We start from the raw sequence: 22,383 nt of genomic DNA, 5'->3' as shown, positions 1-22,383 counted from the left end.
ATCAGGTCGCGAGGCAAGGCGGGTGACCGATTACTGCAGCGCCGCCGATGCCTTGGCCGCGAGCTTGGTCTTGAACAACCAGCTCTTGTAGTCGTCCAGATCGCCGTCGAACGGCTTGACGGCGCCGTCGGCTACGATCACAAACTGGTCGGTCGTCGCCCGAAGCAGGTGGCGATCGTGCGACACCAGCACCAAGGTGCCTTCGAACTGCGCCAGCGCCATCGTCAAGGCTTCGCGCGTTTCCAGGTCCAGGTGATTGGTCGGTTCGTCCAGCAGCAACAGGTTTGGCCGCTGCCACACGATCAGCGCCAGCGCAAGCCGGGCCTTTTCACCGCCTGAAAACGGCCGGATGGACGTGGTGGCCATGTCGCCCGCAAAGTTGAAGCTGCCCAGGAAGTTGCGCAGTTCCTGCTCGCGCGTGGTCGGGGCAATCTTGTTCATGTGCCACAACGGCGATTCGTCATGGCGAAGCATCTCGACCTGGTGCTGGGCAAAGTAGCCGATGGACAGGCCCTTGCCGAACACGGTGTCGCCGCTCAAGGCCTGCAGTTCGCCCGCAATCGTCTTGATGAAGGTGGACTTGCCCGCACCGTTCACGCCCAGAAGGCCGATACGCTGGCCGCCCTGCAACGAAAAATTGATGCCGTCGATGATCACCTTGTGCGCCACGGCGTCGTCGTCGGGCTCGCCCAGCCGATAGCCTGCCTGCACGCCGTCCATGATCAACAGGGGATCCGGCGCGCGCAGGGGCTCGCGAAAGGTGAACGAAAATTCCGCGGGAGGTCGCAGCGGGGCAATTTCTTCGAGCTTGGCCAGCGCCTTGATTCGGCTTTGCGCCTGGCGCGCCTTGCTGGCCTGGGCCGAGAAGCGGTCGATGAAGGACTTCAGGTGCGCGCGCTGGCGCTGCTGCTTTTCCATCATGCCCTGGGCCAGCACCAGCTGCGCGGCGCGCTGGCGCTCGAACGAACTGTAATTGCCCGAGTAGCGCTTGAGCTTGCGATCGTCGATGTGGACGATCACATTCACGACTTCATCCAGAAAGTCGCGGTCATGCGAGATGACCAGCATGGTGCCCGGATACCGTTTGAGCCAGTCTTCGAGCCAGATAATGGCGTCCAGGTCCAGGTGATTGGTCGGCTCGTCCAGCAACAGCAGGTCGGATGGGCACATCAGCGCCTGCGCCAGGTTCAGGCGCATCCGCCAGCCGCCCGAAAAGCTCGTCAGGGGCTCGTCCATCTGCGCCAGCGAGAATCCCAGGCCAAGCAGCAGCTGTTCCGCTCGAGACCGCACGGTATAAGCGTCGGCATCGGCCAGCAGGCCGTACAGTTCCCCAATCATCAGGCCGTTTTCGGCGGTATCGGGTTCACTTTCCAGCTGGGCAAGACGGGCTTCCAGGGCCCGCAGGCCAACGTCGCCGTCGATGGCGTAGTCAATGGCGGAGCGGTCCAGTGCGGGCGTTTCCTGCGCGACGTAGGCGACGCGCCAGGTGGGCGGAAAACTCAGGTCGCCCTGGTCCGGATGCAGTTCCCCTCGCAACAGGGCGAACAGGCTCGACTTGCCCGCGCCATTGGCCCCGATCAGGCCGATTTTGTCACCCGGATTGAGGAGGACGTCGACCTTGTCGAGCAGCGGCTTGATACCGCGAATGAGGGTGACTTGCTGGAAGCGGATCATTAATGAAAGGCAGGGGAGGGGTGATGGCAGCCCGCGAGGTTACTTCAAATACCGGGTTTACCTGTAGCTGGAATGTCCAAAGTGCGGAAGTGCGACGGTCCGTACCTTCGAATCGGCAGAATTGGAGAGATTTGCAAATCCGGTGGGCGATTATTGCCGAGGACTTCCGCCTGTCCTCCGGAAAAGCTTGCTGGCAAGGGGTCTCGAGGCCGGGAACGACGTTTGCGGATACTCAGCCGTTACCCAACACCCACAACAAGAGGCAAAACCATGGCTGATACGTTTAGCGATACCCGTCCCGTTACTGGTCTGTTCAACGACCGCGAATCCGCCGAGCGCGCTTATAACTCCGTCAGCACTCGCGGCTACGGCAGCGACGATATCAACGTCGTGATGTCCGACGACACCCGCGCCACGCATTTCGGCAACACCGAACTGGCCGAGACCGAATTGGGCAATAAGGCAGCCAAGGGCGCCGGTGTCGGTGGCGCCATCGGCGGCACCATTGGTGCGATCGCTGCCGCCGTTGCGGCGATTGGCACATCGCTCGTGCTGCCCGGTCTGGGCCTCGTGGTTGCCGGTCCGCTCGCGGCGGCATTCGCAGGCGCAGGCGCCGGTGCGGCGGCAGGCGGCTTGGTGGGCGCGCTGGTAGGCTGGGGCATCCCGGAAGAGCGCGTCCGCCACTATGAAGAAGGCGTGAAGAAGGGCGGCATCCTGATCGGCGTGCGTCCGAAGAATGCGGAAGACGCCGCATTCATCGAACAGGAATGGAAGGCCAATCGCGGCGAGCACGTGTACTACTAAGCTGCGGAATCGAATGCATCATTGGGGGAGCCAGTGCCGTCTGCATGGATATCATGGCGTCCCCTGAGCAGTTGAGTTCTGAATGGCCGCACTGAAAAAAACAACGCCGCCCTGCGCAAGCACGGTGGCGTTGTTGTTGCTGCAGCTGCCCCGGGCAGCGGTAACGAAGCCTTGAGTCCGAGTCGATGGTGGGCCAGAACGCCCGCCGGTCAGGGATACGGCATCGCCATCCGTTCGCCCATGCGCGTTGGCACCAACGCGGCGAATTTCGGATCCCAGCGGACGCGGTTCGCGCCGAACAGCAGCACCACGGTCGACCCCAGCAGGAAGCGGCCCATCTCCGCGCCCTTGTCCAGACGGACAGGCGTCATGCCGTCAACGTTATATCGTTTGACCACCACGTCGGGGCTGTGCGGAGCGACCCGTCCACCCCACACCGTTTCCATCGACCCGACGATCATCGCGCCCACCAGCACCACGGCCATGGGGCCGAGGTCCGTGTCGAACATGCAAACCAGGCGTTCATTGCGGGCAAACAGGCCCGGCACCTGACTGGCCGTCACCGGGTTGACCGAAAACAGCCGCCCTGGCACATAGATCGTTTCGCGCAAGGTGCCCGCCAGCGGCATGTGCACGCGGTGATAGTCCCGCGGCGACAGATACACCGTGGCGAACTGGCCGTTCATGAACGGCGCGGCACGGCCCGCATCGCCTCCCAGCAGGTCGCGCGCGGTAAAGCTGTGGCCCTTGGCCTGAAAGATGTTGCCCTGTTCGATCCGGCCCAGCTGGCTGACCGCGCCGTCAGCAGGACACAGCACCGCGCCTTCGGTTGCATCAAGCGGCCGCGCGCCGTGTTTGAGTGCGCGGGTGAAGAACGCGTTGAAGGTGTCGTAGGCCAGGGGATCCCGAAGAAAGGCCTCGTTCATGTCCACGCCGTATTTGCGGATGAACGTGGTGATCATCCAGTTCTTGATGGCGGGCGTGCGGCATTCGGATGCGGCGCCAAACGCTTTCGAGATCAGGTCATGCGGCGCCGCATATTGGCTGAGGACGAAAAGCTGGTCTTTGATGGACATTGAATGTCGCCGCCGGGGAAGGGCGGCAGGGCGGTCAGAGATGGCGGGATATTACACGCGTGTCCCTCGCGAAGGAGTGAGTGTCTGTACCGGTTGCATGCTGGCATTTATGATGGTCGTAATGTAAACTCGGGTTTTGCTGGAGATACCGCATGGCAAAAGTGTCCCGGGAACAGGCCGCCGCCCACCGCAAGGCCATCGCCGACGCGTCCGCCCGCCTGTTCCGCGAACGTGGGCTTAATGGCATCAGCGTGTCGAACCTGATGGCTGAGGTGGGCCTGACCCACGGTGGCTTTTATGGCCACTTCGCGTCCAAGGACGAGCTGGCCACGATCGCCTGCCAGCGTGCTTTCGAAGAATCCGCGTTGAAATGGCAGACGCGCTTCCAGGATTGGGGACCCGAAGCCGACCAATTCGCGCGTTATGTAGCGTCCTATTTGTCGACTGATCACCGTGAACGGGCGGGGCAGGGGTGCACTGCTGTCGCCTTGGCCGCCGACGTGGCGCGCGAACCCGATGGCAAACCGGTGCGGGACGCCTTCTTGAAGGGTCTGGAAGGCATGATCGAGCGGCTGATGGCGGCCACGGGCGAGCGGTCGGCCCATGGCGACCGCGACGTGGCGCTCGCGCAGCTGGCGACCCTGGTGGGCGCCTTGACCCTTGCGCGCGCAACGCGGGGCAGCCCCTTGTCGGACGACATTCTGGCAGCGTCATTGCGGTCGTTGATTGGCGACAGTCATGCGTAGTCCACTGGCGACGTCGTCCTCCGGCGTGGGCGCGGTGGCGCCGGGTAGTGCGTCGCCCGCTACCGGCACGCCGCCTGGCGCAGCCGCGATGCGGGCCCAGCGCCTGCTGCACGGGCCCGTCCTCGCCACCATCCTGCTGCTGGCCGCGCCCAACCTGTTGATGATGCTGGCGCAGGCGGCCGCCAATTTTCTTGAAAGCTATTACGTGGGCCTGCTGGGCGTGGATGCCCTGGCGGGCGCGGCCTTGGTGTTTCCCGTCGTCATGCTGATGCAAATGATGTCGGCGGGCGGTATTGGCGGTGGCGTGTCTTCCGCGATTGCGCGCGCATTGGGCGCGGGCCGTCACGAACAGGCCGAGGCCCTGGCGCTGCACGCCTTCGTGCTGGCGATCGCCGCAGGCCTGCTGTTCACGATCGCGGCGATCGTGGGCGGCCCATTGCTGTATTCCGCAATGGGAGTGCAGGGCGAGGCGCTGAAGGCGGCGCTGACGTATTCCAACGTGATTTTTTGGGCGCCACTTTCTTGTGGGTGGCGAACCTGATGGCCAGCGTATTGCGGGGTACGGGCAACATGGCGTTGCCCGCCATGGTGCTGACCCTGGGCACCCTGGTGTTGCTGGTCACGTCGCCGGTCCTGATCTTTGGTGTGGGTCCGATCCCGGGCATGGGCATCGCCGGCGCCGGTCTTGCCCTGGTGCTGTACTACGTGCTGGCGACGGCGATCCTGCTGTTCAAGCTGGTACGCGGCACCGGCGGCCTGAAGCTCGGTTGGCACCATCGCCTGCACTGGGCCGGCTTTGCCGACATCCTTGGCGTCGGCGGTTGGGCGCTGATCAACAACCTGACGACCAACCTGGCCGTAGTGGTGGCAACGACACTGGTCAGTCCGCTTGGGACGCATGCGCTTGCCGGCTTCGGGCTGGGCATCCGGCTGGAATATCTGCAGATCCCGATCGTATTCGGCGTGGGCAGCGGTCTGGTGGCGATGGTCGGGATGAACGTTGGCGCGGGCCAGTGGCAGCGGGCGCGCAAGGTCGCGTGGACCGGCGCGCTGGTGGCCGCCGTCGCGACGGAAGCCGTGGGACTGGGCGCGGCGCTGTTTCCGCATGCCTGGCTAGGTCTCTTCACCCAGGATGCCGACGCCATCGCGATCGGCGTGCGTTACCTGCAAACCGTCGCGCCGTTCTACGGTCTGATCGGCATTGGCCTGTCGCTGTACTTCGCGTCGCAGGGTGCGCGCCGCATGCATTGGCCCGTCGCGGCAGGCGTCCTGCGCGTCATCGTGGTGGCGGGCATCGGCAGCGTGGCAGTCCATAGTGTCGGGGGCGGGCTGGATGCGGTGCTGTGGTCGGTGGTGATGGGCCTGATGGTCTTTGCCGGCGTAACGGCAATGCCGTGGATCCGCCAAATGAAAGACGCGGTGTAACGGCGGTCCGCTGGGCCGCGCGGCGGGTGCACAATGACTGGCTTTCTCTCAGCATTCCTTGCATGTCTGGAGCGCCCATGAGTACCGATCCGATCGACCTGCAGTCCAGTGGGCTGAAGGTGACCTTTCCCCGCATGAAGATCCTTGACGTGTTCCGGACCAGTTCGCACCGGCACCTGAGCGCCGAGGACGTTTACCGGATCCTGACGCAGGACCACGTCGATCTGGGGCTTGCCACCGTCTATCGCGTGCTGACCCAGTTCGATCAGGCGGGGCTGCTCAAACGCAGTCAGCTGGGCAGTGGCAAGGCGGTGTACGAACTGAATGACGGCGAGCGGCACCATGGCCATCTGGTGTCGCAGGCGACGGGCGAGGTCATGGAGTTTTTCGATCCCGATATCGAAAAGCGGCTGGCTGCGATCGCGGCCGAACTGGGGTACGAGTTGACCGAGTACACCCTGACCCTGTTCGGTGTGCCCAAACGGCCTCCCCCGGGGCCTGGAAAGGATTGATTCTGGGCAGGTCGGTTGGGCGCCTTGTTGACGACGGTATCCGGCACGTACCAAGGCAGGCCGACCCTGGTGGGACTTCAGGGTCATCGCGTATGATCGGCCCCTTCTGCTTTCCTGGTGTCGTTCCGTGGACCTGACCCTGCTCTGGATACCTGCGACGGTCATTGCCGCTGCCGCGCAGACCGCCCGCAACACCATGCAGCACCGGCTGACCGACACACTCGGCACGATTGGCGCCACGCAGGTCCGCTTTCTGTACGGCCTCCCGTTTTCTCTGGTCTTCCTCGTGCTGGTGCTGGTGGTGGGCGGCGAAAGCCTGCCCGCGTTCAACTGGCGCTTTGCTGCCTTCGTGGCCGCCGCGGCGGTCACGCAGATTGCCGCTACCGCGCTGATGCTGGCGACGATGCAGTTGCGTTCGTTTGCGCTGTCGACCGTGTACATCAAGACCGAACCGTTGCAGGTGGCCGTGTTCGGTGTCATGGTGCTGGGCGATCACTTGTCCGTGTGGGGCGCGTGCGCGGTGATCGTGGCCACGACCGGCGTGGTGCTTATGTCCTTGAAGGGCAAGGGCGCCGCCCTGGCGGGCTCGGGGTGGCGGCCGGCATTGCTGGGCATGGCCTCGGGCGCGGGGTTTGCTTTGTCCTCAGTCGGTTTTCGCGGCGCGGTGCTGGCGCTGGACAGCGGATCCTTCGTGCTTCGGGCCACGTCCACACTCGTTGCGGGCCTTGTCCTGCAAACCGTCATGCTCGTCGTCTGGCTGCTGATTTTCAAACGCGAGGTGCTGCTGGCCATCCTGCGGTCCTGGCGCTCGTCGCTGCTGGCAGGTTGCGTCGGTGCGGTGGCGTCCCAGTTCTGGTACATCGCGTTTGCGCTGACGGCCACGGTCAATGTGCGCACGTTGGGACTGCTCGAAGTGCTGTTCGCGCAGGTGGTGTCGCGCAAGGTGTTCGCGCAGACAGCGACCGGGCGGGAACGGCTGGGGGTCGGCCTGGTGCTGGTGGGCGTGATCCTGCTGCTGGTCTCGACGTCGCGATAGCGGGTGTCAGGCCGCCGCGGCGATCCCATATGTTGCGGCAGCTACGACCGCGAGAAACGGCACGCTGTATACGTGGAAGTCCCACCAGATGCGCCTGGACCCTTCAAGCCGCAGCGCGATCAGATTGGCCATGGAACCGATGGCCAGGCCGTAGCCGCCCACGTTCACGGCGATCAGCAGGGTCTGCCATTCCTTGGTGAACTGTGAAAGGAAGACCGTAGCCGGCACGTTGCTGATGACCTGAGACAGGGCCGCGCCGCTGGCGTACAACGTGAGGCGATGCGCCCAATCCACCTGCCGTGCCAGGGCCTGGACCGGCCCCCAATCCGCCAGGTGCCCCAAGCCGATGAACAGCGCGGCGAAGGTGGCCAGCAAGGCCCAGTCCACCTGCCTGACGGACGTCCTGTCCACGACCAGAAACAGAATCGCTGCCACCAGTCCGGCCACATAGGCATGCCCGGCCTGCAGCAGGGCGATGGTGGCGAGCAGCATGGCTGCGGCGGTCAATGCCAGGCCGGGCTTGCGGGGCGAGTCGTCGCGCGCGGCACGCGTTGGGGCCTGGTGCGTGGCGGCTGACGGAAACGCCAGCACGATGAACAGCGCCAGGGCGGCCAGGTTGACCGCGCAGGCCGGGAGCATCCACCGCACGAAGTGCCAGGCGTCCACCCCCGACAACTGCCAGATCAAGAGATTTTGCGGGTTGCCGATCGGGCTCAGCATGGAACCCGCATTTACGCCGAATGCCAGCACGATGACCATCCGGCGGCGGACCGGATCGGGCAGGTCCAGTGTCCGGGCGATGGCCAGCGTGAGCGGCACCAGCAGGAACAAGCTGACATCGTTGGTCAGCAGCATCGACGACACCGCAGCGCCCGCCGCCAAAGCCAACGCAAGACCGCGTACGCTCGTCATCCGGTCCGTAAGATGCCACGCGGCCGCCTGCACATACCCGCTGCGGCGGACAGCCTGCGTCGCCACCAGCAGGGCAAACAAGCCTGCCAGGGTCGGACCGTCCACCCATTCCAGGTACCGTTCGCCGGGCTGCGGATCGGCCACCGCCAGCACCAGGGCGAGCATGATGGCGATACACAGCAGCCATTCCCGTCTGGCGTGATCCCACCACGACAGGCGTTCCGTCACGCCGGACGGCGGCGCGGAAGACGTTGGCGATCGGGCGGGCAGGGCGGGGCGGGATGTCATTGGCAGTGCCAGGAAGCAGGGTGGCGAGAGCTTACCCGAAGCCATCCGTTTTCGCGCTGGGACACGTTTGTCCCATGGCGCTTTCTGTCCTGCATGGCGATGCCACACCGGGCCGGCCTCGCGCATAATCCGGCTATCGATGTTTCCGGCAAGGAGAACCCCATGTACCGACGCATCATGCTTGCTGTGGATGGCAGCACACCCGCCGCACTAGCGCTGAAGGAAGCGATCCGGCTCGGCAAGGCGCTTGCGTGTGAAGTGCATCTGGTCCACGTCGTGGACGACGCGGGCGCGGCCTATGACCTCGGCTACTTCGAGCCGGCCGCCGTCAACCAGAAGCTGCTGGATGCCGGTCGCGAATATCTGCGGCGCGCGGCGGCAGAACTCGCCACGGCGGGCGTCGCGCACAGCGAACGGCTGATCGAAGAGCCTTTCGCCCCGACCGACATTGCCGTCACCATCGACCAGGCCGCGCGCGAGGCGTCGGCGGACATCATCGTCATGGGGACACACGGCCGCCGGGGCGTCCGGCGCTTGCTGATGGGAAGCGTGGCCGAAGGCGTCCTGCGCCTCAGCCGCGTGCCGGTGTTGCTGGTGCAAGGCGAGGATGACAGCCCTGCCTTCAGCCTGCGTCGCTCGGGTCAAGCGTAAGCAGCGGTAAATGGCTGGAGCAAGCCGCGTCGGCGCCGGTCATATCGACGAGACGCCGGGCTGGCCCTGCGTCCATCACTTGCCGGATCGGCCGCTTTGTCGGCCGGTCCCATCCATGCCGCCCCGTCCGGATGACGGGACGTACCGTAGGAGTGTTCGTCATGAACATTGAAGACCGTAAAGCCATCCAGGGGTTGTTTGCACGCATGGAAGACGTTGCCCGCAACGGCGCCGCGCGCGATCCCGAAGCCGAAGCCTATATCCAGGCGCGTATCGACGCGCAGCCGGGTGCAGCGTACTACCTGGCCCAGACGGTCCTGATGCAGGAACAGGCGCTCAAGGCCGCCGAAGCACGACTGGGTTCGGGCGGCTTCAGCCCTGGGCAGGGAGCCGCCAATGCGGCGCCTAACGCGGCGCCCGGCCGCCTGGAAGAAAGCGGGGGCTACTTTGGCCGCACCCCGCCGGCCGGGACGACCACATCGGCTGCCGGCGCCAGTGCGTTCAACGACGGACGCTCACCGTCGCAGACCCTGACGCCCAGCGGCCAGCCGTTGGGCGCCGCGCCGCCCACGGGCAGCGGCATGGCGCCGGCGCAGTCCGCCGCACCCGCCTCAGGTCGCGGAGGCGGCTTTCTGGCCGGTGCCGCACAAACGGCCATGGGTGTAGCCGGCGGCATGATGCTCGGCAACTTGCTGGGCGGGTTGTTCGGCAGTCATGGGGCCAACGCGAACGCGGCGGAACACGCCAAGCCTGACGCGTTGGCGGACAGCAGCCAAGGCAACGACGCGGCGGGCGGCAACGATGCCACCGCGAACGATGGCAACGACACCTGGGATTGGGGAGGCGGCAACAAGGACCAGGTCGCGGCGGACGACACGTCCAATGACGACTTCGGGTCGGGCTTCTTTGACGACGGAGGCGGCGACTACGACGAAGTCTGACCGGCGAAGGTCACACCGCAGCCCGGCCCGTCGGGCAGGTGAATCACACCCTTGACGACCGGCAACGGCGTGAAGGGATCGTCTTTCAAATGTTGATGCTCCGACAGTTCGCAGGCGTAGGGCAGGGCGCGCAATGCCACGGCTGCCTGAAGACTGGCGGACTGCATCAACGCCGGCCCGAAAGCGGCGCCCATCCGGCAACCGACGCCGCCCGCATCGCAAATGCGCGCGGCGTCCATGAAGCGGCGGAATCCGCCCAGCTTGGTCACTTTCAGATTGATCACATCGGCCACGCGGTCGGTGACCAGGCGGTAGACATCGTCCAGCGTCTGGGCGCTTTCGTCTGCCTCGACGGCGACCGGCAAGGTGTCGGTCACCAGCTTCAGTCCAGCCCAATCCCGTTGCGGTACGGGCTGCTCGATCAGCGCGATGTCATAACGTTCCATTTTGCTGAACGCGCTGATCATCTGCTTGGCGTGATACGACTGATTCGGATCCAAGGTCAGGACGACGCCATCGCCCACGGCATCCCGCACGGCGGCGATGCGCTGCACATCCAGTGACGTGTCACCGGCCAGTTTCAACTTCAGCTGGCCATAGCCTTCTTCGGCCAGTCGCGCCGCGATGGCAGCCATTTCCGATGGTGTCTTGATCGGCAGAATCCGTGACTGCGGGACGCTGTCACGCAGCTTGCCGCCCAGCAGCACGTAGATCGGCACGCCCAGGCGGCGTGCAAGGAGGTCGTGCAGGGCCATATCGACGGCGGCCTTGACGCTGGGCTGGAAAGCCAGCTGCACGTCAACGGTTTCCATGATGCTTGCGATGTCCGTGGCGTCCCTGCCGACCAGCGACGGCGTGATGAATTCAAGCGCCGATCGCGCGCCATCCCCATGCGTCGAAATCGCCGGGATGGCATGCGCATAGGCGCGTCCCACATTGCCGTCATCGTCGGTCAGGCTCAATATCCAGCCTTGCAGCTGAGGCACCTTGGCGCGAGCGAACTTCCACTGAGCGTCGTGCAGACCCTGTGTGCACGGGGTGATGGCGGTCGAAACGATGGGCATGGGCGATCCTGGGGGTGTAGGCGGGCAGGGCGTTGGGTGGTCAGGCGGGGCAATGGGAGCGGGCCGAGGTACAAGCCGGCCCTCGGCACTGTCATTCCAGCGTGATGTTGCCTCGCGTCACCACCTTTTGCCACTTGGCGTTTTCCTGCTTCATCAGCGCGCGGTATTCGGCCGGAGTCGAGGTCTGCACATCCGCGCCTTGCTTGGCAAAGCTTTGCTTGAGTTCCGGGTCCTGCAGGGCAGCCACGATGGCATTGCGCAACTTGGTCGCCACCTCAGGCGGCGTCGACACCGGCGCGATGATGCCGTAGTTGGTGTCCATCAACACGTTTGGCATACCGGCTTCGGCCGTCGTCGGCACATCCGGCAGCTGCGCTGCGCGCTGCTTGCCCGCGATGGCCAGTACCCGCATGCCGCCCGTGGCGACCTGCGGCAACACGGGCGTCAGGTCCACCATCGTCATCTGGACTTCGTTGCTCAGTACTGCGGTCACCGCGGGCGCGGCCCCTTTGTAAGGCACGTGCGTGATGCGGATGCCGGCTTCCTGCTTGAAGAGTTCGGCGCCGATATGCGGCGTGGTGCCGGCACCGGCCGAACTGTAGTTGAGCGCGTCGGGCTTGGCTTTGGCGGCGGTCACCAAATCGTTCAACGACGTATAGGGCGACTTGCCGTTGACGGCGATCACCGCCGGAATCCGCGCCACCAGGGTGAGGTACTGGATGTCGTCCAGGGAGTACGGCACCTTCATCAAGGTCTGCATACCGGCCAGGGGGCCAGGGGCGGCAAGCGCAATGGTGTAGCCGTCGCCCGCAGCGCGCACCATGTTGTCGACCCCGATCGTGCCGCCTGCGCCGGGCTTGTTCTCGACCACGACGGCCTGGCCCAGCGACGGGCCGATTTTCTGGGCGATCAGGCGGGCAATGACGTCGGTCGGGCCACCGGCCGCGTAAGGCACGACCAGGCGGATCGGACGGCTGGGCCAGGTGTCGGCGGCTTGGGCGGTGTGTACGGGAAGTGCGGTCGTAGCGACGGTGGCGGCCACGGCGAGTGCCGTGAAACGAAGTGGGGTCATGCGGTCTCCTGTGCTCGGCTATGTCGGCTGCCAAGGGCGCCTTTCGAGTTGGCACGAGTATAGGAAGCCAGGGCACGCGGTCCCAGCACCGGGACGACAAAGCAGAAATGCGGATCGGGGCGTCAATCCGCCGTGGCGGTCAGTCCTGCGAACCAGTCCGCGTAAGGCGTGTTCTTGACCATTTTCCGGTTGTAGTCGGGCGCGCCGTCCGTCCACCAGACCGGACCGCGTTCGCCCAGCGCCGTCTTGGCCTGGTCCACGGCAGCATGGGCGGCATCGCTTTGCGCCTGGGCGGGCGAGCCGCGTAATGCCCGCCGGGCGTCCATCAGTTGCTTGACCAGGGCGGCTCGGTCTTTTTCAGGTAGCGCAGCGTTGGACTTGCGCCAGAGGCGGCCGCGGACAACGAAATAGCGGCCATCGGGCGTGTCTGGATAACGTTGAGTTGACATAATATACATTATGCGAGTTTCGCGAAGATCTGTTTGCGCCCTCAGATCGGCTTGAGCGCACGGTGCGGCAACGGCGGCAGCGTCACGACGATCGCATCACCGGCATGGACCTCGCCACCTTGCAGCACGATGCTCATGACGCCCGCCTTGCGGACCACATTGCCATCGTCATCCACCGTTTTCACCTGCGCAAGCAAGCCCGGCATGAATCGCTCGATCCACACGCATGGGTTGCGCAAGGCCGTGAGTTCCAGCACGACGTCCTTGCCGATGGCGAGCTGCGTGCCGACTGGCAGATCCGCCAGGGTCATGCCACGAGTGGTGATGTTTTCGCCCAACTGCCCGGCGGAAACAGGAAAGCCCGCGGCCTGCAAGGTGTCGTGGAGTTCGTCCGGAATCAGGTGGACCTGGCATAGATTCGGCGCGTTGGGATCCCGCTTGACGTGGTACCGGTGTTTGACGGTGACGCCCATGTGCGCATCCCCTTCCACGCCAAGGCCGGCCAGCACCCGTATGCTGAATTGCGTGGCTTTGCTGAAGCTGTGGGTCGGGCTGAGATGGACGGCGTGGACGACGGCGGACATGGTCAGGCCCCGAACGCGGTGGCGAGTGCGCCAAAGTCATCCACGATGACGTCCCAGTCCTGGGTCGCCGCCAGGTCTGTGGTCTGGTTCGGGCCATGCTCGGTCGGACGTTTGACGAAGGCGGTGCGATAACCGCAGGCTCGGGCGGCGGCCAGGTCGCCGTTGTGCGCGGCAACCAGGCACATTTGCGAGGGGTCGAGCCCCAGCACGTCGGCCGTGCGCAGGTAGGCTTCGGGCGCCGGCTTGTAGGCCTGGGCCACTTCGGCGCCCAGGATGGCATCCCACGGCAGACCGCCCTGTTTCGCCATGTCCAGCATCAGCCGGATATTGCCGTTGGACAGGGGTGCGATGATGAAACGGGTTTTCAGACGAGTCAGGCCAGCGACGGAGTCGGGCCACGGTGCCAGCGCATGCCAGGCCAGGTTCAGTTTGGCGAGCGCGTCCTCCGCCACGTCGTCGCGGCGGATCCCGAAGTCCGGCAAGATGGCTTCCAGGTTCTCGCGATGCAGGATGTCCAGCCGCACGAAGGGCCGCTTGCCGTTACGCACGTCGGCCATGGCGGGCGCGTAGCGCTTGCGCCAGGCATCGGCGAACGCGTACGGATCGGCGGATGCCTGGCCCTGGGCTGCCAGGAACTCCGCCGCCTGGGCAGCCACGCCGCTTCGCCAATCCACCACGGTTCCAAAGACGTCGAACACGAGCGCCTGGACGGTGGCGAGGGATGAATGCGGCATGGCAGGTCTCCTGGCGGGAATAGGACGTAAGCGTCGGTCCGACATCATAGGGCCTGATGCGTGTGCGAGTGGCATACGCGCGGCCGGTGTTTCCATGCTTAAATTTCGGGCGATTTGGTGCCTGGAACCGTGCCGCTGGCCGTCCGCTTGCTGCGATTCCCGGTATGCCTGCCGCGCACCCCGCTCTCGTCCCCTGCTCTCGTCCCCCTACTCCGCCGCCCATGGAATCGCCTGCCGCCGTCACACCCCGCACCCGGAACCGTCCGGGCCGCGCCCGCATCCTGGCCGCGATCCGCGATGCCGCCATCATCGAATTCAGTCAGCACGGGTTCAAGGGCGCGTCCACCCAGGCCATCGCACAGCGCGCCGGCCTGACCAAGCCACAACTGCATTACTACATTGCCAGCAAGGACGAGCTCTATCAGCAACTGCTGCGGGACGTGCTGGCGGGCTGGTCGAACGTGTTCGTGGTGGAAGGCCAGGAGGACGACCCGCGCGCGGTGCTGGTCCGGTATATCCGCGAAAAGGTCGACTACTCACTGGACAATCCGATGTTGTCCCGGCTGTTCACCCGCGAATTGCTGGATGGCGGTCCGAATCTTGGCAGTTATTGGCCGGTGGCGCTGGCCTCGACGCAATCCAAGATTGACCTGATCGAGCGTTGGGTGACCGAGGGCAAGCTGCGCTCCGTGGATGCGCGCCTGCTGCTGATGCATATCTGGGCCATGACACAGCACTACGCCGATTACGCGCTGCAGGTGCGTGTGATCCTGGGTGCGGACAAGGGCGCCGCAGCCGATGCGGCGCACGATGATTTGCCGCTACCGCGTGAAAAGGTCGTGCGCGAAATCACCGATCTGGTGCTGCTGGGTTGCGGCCTTGCACCGCTGTAGCACACCGACGCGCGGGACGTAGGGGACTTTTTCAGGGCGCACCGCCGTCACGTCGGGTGGCACGGCGATTGCTTAATTTGACCGAACGATCAAATCAATCGGTCAGTACGTCTCAACCCAGGTTGGACGCATGACCGGCCCGTCCAGGAACCGCCATGCCCTCCGCTACGCCCGCTTTCGATCCGTCATCGATTACCGCGTCCGCCGCCGCCCTGCCCGCCCTGCTTCCGGATCTGGACTGGGTGACCGACGCCTCTCGAGTGGCTCGCCTGTCGCAGGACTTCGCCTGGTTCAGCCCGGTACTGAAGCGCCAACTTGCCGACAAAAGCGCCGACATTGCGGTCCGGCCAAGGACGGAAGACGAGTTGCGCAAGCTGGTATCGGCCTGCGCAACGGCCAATATCCCCATCACGATTCGTGGCAGCGGCACGGGCAACTACGGCCAGGCCATTCCCCTGCACGGCGGCGTCGTGCTGGACATGTGCGGCTACAACGGCTTTTGCTGGGCGCGCAATGGGGTGGGCCGGGCCCAGGCCGGCATCCGCCTGGCCCAGTTCGACGACTACGCCCGCAAGGCAGGCCTGGAATTGCGCTGGCTGCCATCGACGTTTCGCAGCGCCACGCTGGGCGGTCTGTTCGGCGGGGGATTCGGCGGCGCCGGGTCCATTACCTATGGCCCGCTGGCCGCGCCCGGGAACGTGCTGGGCATCAAGGTGATGACGGTGGAACCGGAACCCCGCATTGTGGAACTGCGAGGCGCCGACGCCATGCTGCTGCATCATGCTTATGGCACCAATGGCATCGTGCTGGAAGTGGAAGTCGCGTTGGCCCCGGTGCAGTCCTGGATGGAATGCGTGGCGGTGTTCGACGGCTTTGATGAAGCCGTGGACTTTGCCGCCGCCGTCGCGGCCGGGCCAGGGCTGGTCAAGAAGGAAATCTGCCTGCTGGCCGCGCCGATTCCCGGCTACATGACGGCGCTGGCGGATCACTTGCCCGATGGCTGCCACGCCGTCCTGCTGGTGCTGGCCGAGTCATCGGAGCCCGGCATGCTGGGCCTGCTCGACGCATTCGGCGGCCGCATCACCTATCGCAAGTCGGCTGACGAAGTGATCGAGTCGCGCAAGACCCTGATCGAGTTCACATGGAATCACACCACGCTGCACGCCATGAAGATCGACAAGTCGCTGACCTACATCCAGAGCGCATTCGATCCCACGCGGTATGTGCAGCAGATCAAGGACATCCACCGCGAACTGGACGGCGAAGTGCTGATGCATCTGGAATTCCTGCGGACCAAGGAAGGCGCGATCAACTGCAGCGGGCTGCAACTGATCCGTTTTTCGACCGAAGAACGCCTGCAGGAGCTGATGCAGATGCACCGCGACCGTGGGGTGCACATCAACAATCCCCATGTGTATGTGGTAGAGGACGGCAAGCAAGGCAAGCCGAATCCCGCCGTAGTCGCCAAGAAGGCCGACTTCGATCCGCAGGGGTTGTTGAACCCGGGCAAATTGCGGGCGTGGGAACAGCGGGCAACATTGCTGGCCTGACGCGGCGCGCGTGCTGACGAGCGGCCACCTGGCGGCTGTCATGGAGTCGGCGAGCCGCCGACGGCAGCGACTTGGCGACCGGCACAAGCCATGGGTGGCTACCTTGTAAAGGCCCCGCTACTGCCATTGGGCGGCCCAGCTTGTCCAGATCGCCTTTTTTTCATCACTTACCTATCGCACCGTCCAACCATGTCCCTGCTGCCCGTTCTGCCCGCCCGCACACTGTCCATGACCACCCGCGACGGGGTGCGCCTTGACGCCGATGTGTGGCAGCCCGCCACCGGGGGCCCCTATCCCGTCCTGTTGATGCGGCAGGCGTACGGACGCGGCGTGGCGTCGACCGTCTGCTATGCCCATCCTGCCTGGTACGCCGCGCACGGGTATGTCGTGGTGATCCAGGATTTTCGTGGCCGGGGCACGTCGGAAGGCTTCTTCCGGATCGGCGAGCATGAGCGCGAAGACGGCATCGACACCATTGCCTGGGCGGCGCAGCTGCCTGGGACCACGGGCACCGTCGGGATGTATGGATTTTCGTACCAGGCCTTCAACCAGTTGATCCTGGCGGGCGATGACTGCCCGGCGTTGAAAGCCATCGCACCGGCCATGGGGCCGTGGCAGGGCCGCGAAGGCTGGAGCCATGTGAATGGCGCATTGCGGCTGCAGGGATCCCTGGGCTGGGCGACGCAATTGGCGGCCGACACGGCGCGGCATGAAGGGATGACGCAGGCCTTTACCGAATTGATGGCCGCATCGCGTGGGCTGCCGCTGTACGAAACGGTGCAGGCCCGGCCGGCGTACATGGAGCGGCATCGGGAGATCAGCCATTACCATCGGTGGGTCGACACGCCAGCCGATGACCCGTACTGGACCGGTCTGTCCGCCGCGGCCCGGTTGCCGGAGATCGCTGCGCGCAAGCTGCCCATGCTGTTCATCGGCGGGTGGTACGACACCTTCCTGGAACCCACCATCGAAGGCTTTCGCGCCGTGGCCGATGCCGGCGTGCCGGCACGGCTGGTGGTCGGACCGTGGCTGCATTTTCCGTGGGTGCGCAAGGTGGGCGGCATGGACTTCGGTCCGGCCGCAGACGGCGGCATGGATGAATTGCAGGTGCGGTGGTTCGATCGCTGGCTGAAAGACGTGGACAATGGCGTGGATCAGGAGGCGCCCGTACATTTGTTCGACCTGGGCAGCAAGTCGTGGCGCGAGTTCGGTGCCTGGCCCGAGGCGCCGGTGGAGGTGACGCTGTCCACGACGGGCAAGGCGTCGATCGACGCGGCGGATGGCGGGCTGCACTGGCCGGTAACAACAGTCGTTGCGGCAGGCCCGTCTGCCGCGGCCGCTGCACCCATCACCGCCTACGTCGCCCACGACCCCTGGCGGCCGGTGCCCGCGTTTGGCGGGGCCTTCGGCGTGCCCAACGGGCCGGCGGACCGATCCGGCATCGATGCACGCGGCGACGTGCTGACGTTTACGACCGCACCCCTGCCCTCCCCTGTAACCCTTGCTGGCGACGTCGTCGCACGGCTGACCGTCACCAGCGACCGGCCATCGTTCGACGTGTCGTGCGTGCTGTCGCGCGTCACGCCATCGGGACAGGCGATTGCGCTGACGGATGGCTATCGGCATTGCCGGACGCGACCCGCCGACGCCGTTGTCACCATCACCATGCAGTCGACCTGCGTGACCGTGGCCGCGGGCGAGTCGCTGCGGCTGTCGATCGCGGCATCGGCCTTTCCGGCCTATCCGGTCAACCCCGGCACCGGTGAGGATCCGACCCGCGCGGCGTCGATCGATGCGCAGGTGATCACCCTGGGGATCGCTTGCGGCGGCGACACGCCGTCCGTCTTGCAGGTGTCGATGCCGCCGGTGCAGGCTGTGCCATCGTGAATGCTGCGGGCAGCGAGCACCATATAAGGCGGGCCGTACACAGGCGGCCGACCGTATCATGCGCGACGCGCAGCCAGACGGTCCCCCAGCCCGCCCATCACTGTTTCCCCCCAGGCGCCGGATCGCCCCGCAGCATGCCGGCGAACCGATGCACATGTTGCAGGCCTTCCGCCACCAGGGTCATGCCGACCAGTTCGGCGATGGGCAGCATGCCGATGCGGTAGTGCTCTTGCAGCATCCTGATCATGACCGCCGCGATCGCCGCCTGCAGCAGGATGCGCACGACCCATCCCAGCACCTTGACTAGCGAATGCGCAACCCGATCGCAGACCGACGTTGGCAGCGTGCCGGGGTCGCCGGTAAGCAGATAGGCCCAGACACGACGCCCCGTCAGGTGATGACCGTTGGCGGGCGCGCCACCGACGCGCTTCTTGACCCACGCAGCCAGACCGATGCGTCCCCATCGCCAAAGCTGGTGGATGGCGAACACGATGCAGATGACCACCAGACCGGGTACCCACAGGTGTGCCGAGGGCAGGAGGCTCCAGGACTCGTCCAGGCGGTACTGGTCGCCGTAGGTCATCAGATTGTCGAGCGCCATCGCATGCTGGTAGATCCCGGGCAGCGTGCCATGGACCGGCGTTTCGATCAGGTCGTTGTACCCGGGGATCGCCGCGCCAACCAGGATATAACGGTCCCTGACGATCGCCGCCAGCTGGGCCGGATCCATGCTGCCGACGTCTGCCATGGACAGGGTCTGATGATAGGGACACGGACGCGGTGGCGGCGTGCGTCCGGCCAGGCGCTGCAGAAAGCCCGGCACCCACATCGATACGACAGAGGGGGTCAGTGTGCAATGGCGCCACTCTCCGTCCGGAACATGCCGACCGGCGTCGCCGGATCCGATGTAGGCATTATTGGCAGTCAAGGGCTCGGCGGGCATTGAACCCCACACCATCGCCATTGCGGGCGGCGCCGGTCCTAGCTTGTCGGCATCCACGGCAGGCACCCGTGTCGGGTCGCGAGGATTGGTGCCTGGCGCGCGTGTCACCGCCGTTGCCAGGGCCAGCGCCGCGCTGCGGAAGGCGGGCCGCGCACGGTCATTGGGGGGCTGGCCTTGCCATTCCTGATTGTGCAGGTAGGTGGCGATCGGATAGCTCCACACCAGGCGGTCGATCGGATCGAGACTGATCGACGCGCCCACCAGTTCGAAACACGGATCACGCGGCCGGTCACGCGACACCTGCCTGTCGCGTATGGCCTGAAGATCCGCGCGAACCTGCAACTGCCCGGTAGTGGGGGACGGGATGCCGGCCAGAAATATCGGCACCTTATGTTGATTCCTGATGCGGCATAAGGTCTGCCCAAGTTCGTTCAGCGTCCGGTCCACCCTTGCCTGGCCAAAGGTGATGTCGACCAGGATGCCGGCGGGCAGGTTCTTGTCATCGGGCACCAGGCGGTCCAGCCAGTCGGCGTGCTCGCCATAGGTCAAGGGCCACGGCGACCGGTTGGCCGCCAGAAACTGGCTGTCGTACAGCACCACCAGGATACGGCTGCGTGCCGCCGGATCGTAGTCCAGCCCGCTGATCGGGGCTTGCGCCCGGGCAAAGTAACGCGTAACGGCCAGGTTTCCGCCGTTGATCTGACTGCCCAGCGCTAGCAGCAAGAGCGAAATGACCACGAGCATGACGTAGGCCGTCACAGCTTGCGTGAGATTGCACGCCGGTTCGTTAGGCGCTGGGATCGACGCGGTCAGCCAGCGTCCCAGATGCGTGCAAACAAGGCCGTCTTCCCTGACGTGGGGAAGCGCGCCCGGCGGGTCGGACCCCGCAGAGATGCCGTGCGAGGTGGCGTGTACATCGTCGGCGGCTGCCGTTGCTGAGCCCTCCGGCACGCGCGCCGCCGTTGGCGCACTGGACGCGCCCGGCGGGTCCGCGTGAACGGCGTCAGCCTTGCCCGGCACCGTGTACCCCGGATGCTGGGCGCTCATCGCGGCTTGATGACCTGGTCGACGACCTGCCTTTCCTTGCGCAGCCGGTCCGCGTTGGCCGCGGTCTGTTCGGCCGGGCTGCTGGCTGCGTCGTTGCAGGCAGCCGCCATGCCGGCGAACCGTTTGGCGCAGGTTGCGGCCAGCGTTTTTGCTTGCGGCCACCCCTGCGTCTGGCCGGTAAAGCGGATCGCTTCGGGCCAGGCGTCGCGTGCCGCATCGAAGTAGGCAAAGCCGCTATCCATGACGCGTCGGGCCGCCGGACTCTGCCTTGACGACTGCAGCTGCATGGCCCGTTCCAGATATACCGCCCAACTGCGGTCCGCGTCAGACTGCAAGTTGGCATCCAGCACGGCCCCGGGATCCTTCGCGCCGGCTGCGCCCGCGCGTGCGGGCTGGGCCAATCGCGCCTTGTAAAGCGCGAGCAAGGGCAAGGCATGCCGTGCGGTCGGTCCGCTTGCGGCTTGCTGCGCCAATGCGGGCGCCTTGGGATCTTCCAGGTTGGCCAGGGCCTGGGCCGCCAGCCGGTAGTGGGTCAGGATGGTCGCGGTCTGCGGATCGGACTGCATCTGCTTCCACGGCGCGACGCGGGCGGCGGGATCCTCTCGCGTCGATGGCAAGGCATCGACCGCCTTGGCCAATGCATCCATTCGCACCGCGATATCCGGATGACTGCTGTTGGCCGACTTCCACCACTGGCTCAGCTGGTCGCGGCTCTGGGCCACCCAGCTACCCACGCTTGCTGATGCTTCTTTGATCGGTTCGTTGAGTGCACCGGCATTGGGCACGACCTTGCGAGCCTGATCCTGCATGACGCGTGCGGCCGTTGCCTGGCCGGTGGGATCCTGCAGTTCGGAGTTCAGTGTTTTCTGCCTGGCCGCGTTCTGTTCTTCCCAGCTTGCAATGCGTTCCAGCAGTGTCTTGAAGCCGGCTTCGTACCCGTAACCCAGCTTCAGGCTCACGTTCAGTCCCAGATGGTCGGCCGCCGATTCCTGGGACCGGCCCCACGCCGATGCAATCACGTCGCGGCCCAGCGCGTAGCTGGTCGACAGCGTATCGGTGTGGCTCCAGCCGCGCACCGGCTTTTCCATCAGACCCAGTGTGAAGGCGGCCAGCCCGGCGGCTTGATCGCCTTCCTGGACCGATGCGTCGATCTGGTGATAGTGCAGATAGACATGGCTGAATTCGTGGCTGAGCAACGCAACGATCTCGTCCTCGCTTTCGGCTGACGCCAGCCACAGCTGCGAAACATAGATGTTTCCGGCCGACGTGACATACGCGTCCAGGGTGGGACTGCCCAGCACGTACACCCGGCCCGGCCACTGTGGCACGCCCGCCTGGGCCTTGATGCGGGCGTGCAGCGCGTTCAGGTAGGCTTCGGCATTCGGCATCCGCGCCAGCCCATAGCCCCGCGCCCGCTGGTTGAGGACATCGGCCTGATCATCGGGCCAGGTACGCGCTTCGGGCGGCGGCAGCGCACCCTGCACGGCAGGCACGGCCGGCGCGGCCCCGAGTTTGTCGGCGAACGGCAGGTTGGACATCGCCTTCGGCATGGTTTCGCACGCTGTCAGCAACAGCAAAGCCGACGTCAGCGCCAGGCCCGCACACGCAGCGCCGCCGGCGGTCATGGGCAGTTCCTGGCGATGCCCGGCGTCGACGCCTGATATTGAGGGCGGTTGCTGGCGACGCATACGGTGGTTGGCGCGTCGCGCCGGATCCGCAGCTGACTGCTGCGCAGCCACATGTCGGCCCCCGCGGCATCCTTGACCCGGACATACCCGCTGCGGGTTTCAAGGATCTCCAGCGGGAACGTCACCGCCGCAACATCCATGGTGTCGCGGCGCGCATTGACATCGGCATCGTCGAACCTGTCCAGCGCGGCCCGGGTGCTCGGCGCCGGCCCCATCACGTCGCCCTCCCCGCCCAGGCCGCCGGCACGATCAGCAATTGCGCCGTTACCGCCAGTGCGCCCCACACGCCACGCTTCACCCATTGCCGCATCGTGAATGTCCCCCCCGGGATGTACGACGCGATGGAGTAAGACGCAGACGCACCGGGTGATCCTAGTTGCCGGAAGGACGAGGTGCCATGCGCCAAA

General features: G+C 65.5%; 22 protein-coding genes. 11 read left to right on the top strand and 11 right to left on the bottom strand.

The features are described from left to right. Positions 1-30 precede the first annotated feature (30 nt). Complete coding sequence (locus ACNANG_RS25050) at positions 31-1,674, bottom strand: ABC-F family ATP-binding cassette domain-containing protein (RefSeq protein WP_420225329.1); 1,644 nt, start codon at positions 1,672-1,674, stop codon at positions 31-33. 270 nt (positions 1,675-1,944) lie between these two features. Between ACNANG_RS25050 and ACNANG_RS25045 the strand changes: the two genes are divergently transcribed. After that, complete coding sequence (locus tag ACNANG_RS25045; protein ID WP_420225328.1) at positions 1,945-2,478, top strand: hypothetical protein; 534 nt, start codon at positions 1,945-1,947, stop codon at positions 2,476-2,478. Positions 2,479-2,687: 209 nt separating this feature from the next. Here ACNANG_RS25045 and asd read toward each other — a convergent pair whose 3' ends face one another. Then, a complete protein-coding gene (gene asd, locus ACNANG_RS25040) occupies positions 2,688-3,554 on the bottom strand; it encodes an archaetidylserine decarboxylase (RefSeq protein WP_420225327.1) in 867 nt (288 codons plus the stop codon). A gap of 152 nt (positions 3,555-3,706) precedes the next feature. Between asd and ACNANG_RS25035 the strand changes: the two genes are divergently transcribed. From ACNANG_RS25035 to ACNANG_RS25015, 5 genes are all read left to right on the top strand, one after another. Next, positions 3,707-4,300: a TetR/AcrR family transcriptional regulator gene (locus tag ACNANG_RS25035; protein WP_420225325.1), complete on the top strand. Its 594-nt coding sequence runs from the start codon at positions 3,707-3,709 to the stop codon at positions 4,298-4,300. Continuing rightward, positions 4,293-4,841 carry an MATE family efflux transporter gene (locus ACNANG_RS25030; RefSeq protein WP_420225323.1) on the top strand — a complete coding sequence of 183 codons (549 nt, stop codon included), beginning with the start codon at positions 4,293-4,295 and terminating at the stop codon, positions 4,839-4,841. The genes ACNANG_RS25035 and ACNANG_RS25030 overlap by 8 nt, the downstream gene beginning before the upstream one ends. Next, entirely contained in the window at positions 4,841-5,725 is an 885-nt protein-coding gene (locus ACNANG_RS25025) for an MATE family efflux transporter (RefSeq protein ID WP_420225322.1), read from the top strand. Before ACNANG_RS25030 ends, ACNANG_RS25025 begins: the two co-directional genes overlap by 1 nt. A 77-nt stretch (positions 5,726-5,802) precedes the next feature. Continuing rightward, on the top strand, positions 5,803-6,237 hold the full coding sequence (locus ACNANG_RS25020) for a transcriptional repressor (protein ID WP_420225321.1): 435 nt from the start codon (positions 5,803-5,805) through the stop codon (positions 6,235-6,237). Between the two features lie 127 nt (positions 6,238-6,364). Further along, positions 6,365-7,273, top strand: a complete 909-nt coding sequence (locus ACNANG_RS25015; protein ID WP_420225320.1) for an EamA/RhaT family transporter — start codon at positions 6,365-6,367, stop codon at positions 7,271-7,273. Between the two features lie 6 nt (positions 7,274-7,279). Here the strand turns inward: ACNANG_RS25015 and ACNANG_RS25010 are convergent, their stop codons facing one another. Further along, the gene (locus ACNANG_RS25010) at positions 7,280-8,473 is read right to left on the bottom strand and encodes an SLC13 family permease (protein WP_420225319.1); all 1,194 of its coding nucleotides are present in this window, start codon (positions 8,471-8,473) and stop codon (positions 7,280-7,282) included. A gap of 93 nt (positions 8,474-8,566) precedes the next feature. Here ACNANG_RS25010 and ACNANG_RS25005 point away from each other — a divergent pair, with 93 nt between their 5' ends. Both ACNANG_RS25005 and ACNANG_RS25000 read left to right on the top strand, forming a co-directional pair. Continuing rightward, entirely contained in the window at positions 8,567-9,124 is a 558-nt protein-coding gene (locus ACNANG_RS25005; RefSeq protein WP_420225318.1) for a universal stress protein, read from the top strand. Positions 9,125-9,285: 161 nt separating this feature from the next. Beyond that, positions 9,286-10,065: a DUF2076 domain-containing protein gene (locus tag ACNANG_RS25000; RefSeq protein ID WP_420225317.1), complete on the top strand. Its 780-nt coding sequence runs from the start codon at positions 9,286-9,288 to the stop codon at positions 10,063-10,065. Here ACNANG_RS25000 and ACNANG_RS24995 read toward each other — a convergent pair. From ACNANG_RS24995 to ACNANG_RS24975, 5 genes are all read right to left on the bottom strand, one after another. Further along, a complete protein-coding gene (locus ACNANG_RS24995) occupies positions 10,050-11,129 on the bottom strand; it encodes a mandelate racemase/muconate lactonizing enzyme family protein (RefSeq protein WP_420225316.1) in 1,080 nt (359 codons plus the stop codon). The genes ACNANG_RS25000 and ACNANG_RS24995 overlap by 16 nt on opposite strands. Positions 11,130-11,220: 91 nt before the next feature. Beyond that, a complete protein-coding gene (locus ACNANG_RS24990) occupies positions 11,221-12,201 on the bottom strand; it encodes a Bug family tripartite tricarboxylate transporter substrate binding protein (RefSeq protein WP_420225315.1) in 981 nt (326 codons plus the stop codon). Between the two features lie 122 nt (positions 12,202-12,323). Further along, positions 12,324-12,650, bottom strand: a complete 327-nt coding sequence (locus tag ACNANG_RS24985; protein WP_420225314.1) for a hypothetical protein — start codon at positions 12,648-12,650, stop codon at positions 12,324-12,326. A 41-nt stretch (positions 12,651-12,691) separates the two neighbouring features. Next, on the bottom strand, positions 12,692-13,234 hold the full coding sequence (locus ACNANG_RS24980) for an MOSC domain-containing protein (protein ID WP_420225313.1): 543 nt from the start codon (positions 13,232-13,234) through the stop codon (positions 12,692-12,694). Positions 13,235-13,236: 2 nt separating this feature from the next. Further along, positions 13,237-14,064 carry a haloacid dehalogenase type II gene (locus ACNANG_RS24975; protein WP_420225312.1) on the bottom strand — a complete coding sequence of 276 codons (828 nt, stop codon included), beginning with the start codon at positions 14,062-14,064 and terminating at the stop codon, positions 13,237-13,239. A gap of 125 nt (positions 14,065-14,189) precedes the next feature. Between ACNANG_RS24975 and ACNANG_RS24970 the strand changes: the two genes are divergently transcribed. From ACNANG_RS24970 to ACNANG_RS24960, 3 genes are all read left to right on the top strand, one after another. Further along, positions 14,190-14,861, top strand: coding sequence for a TetR family transcriptional regulator C-terminal domain-containing protein (locus ACNANG_RS24970; protein WP_420225311.1), 672 nt, complete (start codon positions 14,190-14,192; stop codon positions 14,859-14,861). Between the two features lie 155 nt (positions 14,862-15,016). Next, entirely contained in the window at positions 15,017-16,411 is a 1,395-nt protein-coding gene (locus ACNANG_RS24965) for an FAD-binding oxidoreductase (protein WP_420225310.1), read from the top strand. 189 nt (positions 16,412-16,600) lie between these two features. Continuing rightward, on the top strand, positions 16,601-18,298 hold the full coding sequence (locus ACNANG_RS24960) for a CocE/NonD family hydrolase (RefSeq protein ID WP_420225309.1): 1,698 nt from the start codon (positions 16,601-16,603) through the stop codon (positions 18,296-18,298). A gap of 97 nt (positions 18,299-18,395) precedes the next feature. Here the strand turns inward: ACNANG_RS24960 and ACNANG_RS24955 are convergent, their stop codons facing one another. The 3 genes from ACNANG_RS24955 to ACNANG_RS24945 are packed head-to-tail and all read right to left on the bottom strand — an operon-like array spanning position 18,396 to position 22,278. Beyond that, on the bottom strand, positions 18,396-20,288 hold the full coding sequence (locus tag ACNANG_RS24955; protein WP_420225307.1) for a CHASE2 domain-containing protein: 1,893 nt from the start codon (positions 20,286-20,288) through the stop codon (positions 18,396-18,398). Next, a complete protein-coding gene (locus tag ACNANG_RS24950) occupies positions 20,285-21,913 on the bottom strand; it encodes a M48 family metalloprotease (protein WP_420225306.1) in 1,629 nt (542 codons plus the stop codon). The genes ACNANG_RS24955 and ACNANG_RS24950 overlap by 4 nt, the downstream gene beginning before the upstream one ends. Further along, the gene (locus ACNANG_RS24945; RefSeq protein ID WP_420225304.1) at positions 21,910-22,278 is read right to left on the bottom strand and encodes a hypothetical protein; all 369 of its coding nucleotides are present in this window, start codon (positions 22,276-22,278) and stop codon (positions 21,910-21,912) included. Before ACNANG_RS24945 ends, ACNANG_RS24950 begins: the two co-directional genes overlap by 4 nt. Positions 22,279-22,383 lie beyond the last annotated feature (105 nt).

Origin of the sequence: Pigmentiphaga litoralis (assembly GCF_048632615.1) — a bacterium.
GTDB classification, from domain to species: Bacteria; Pseudomonadota; Gammaproteobacteria; order Burkholderiales; family Burkholderiaceae_B; genus Pigmentiphaga; species Pigmentiphaga litoralis_B.
Note: the sequence above shows the minus strand (reverse complement) of the source record. Positions and strands in the feature narration are given on the sequence as shown.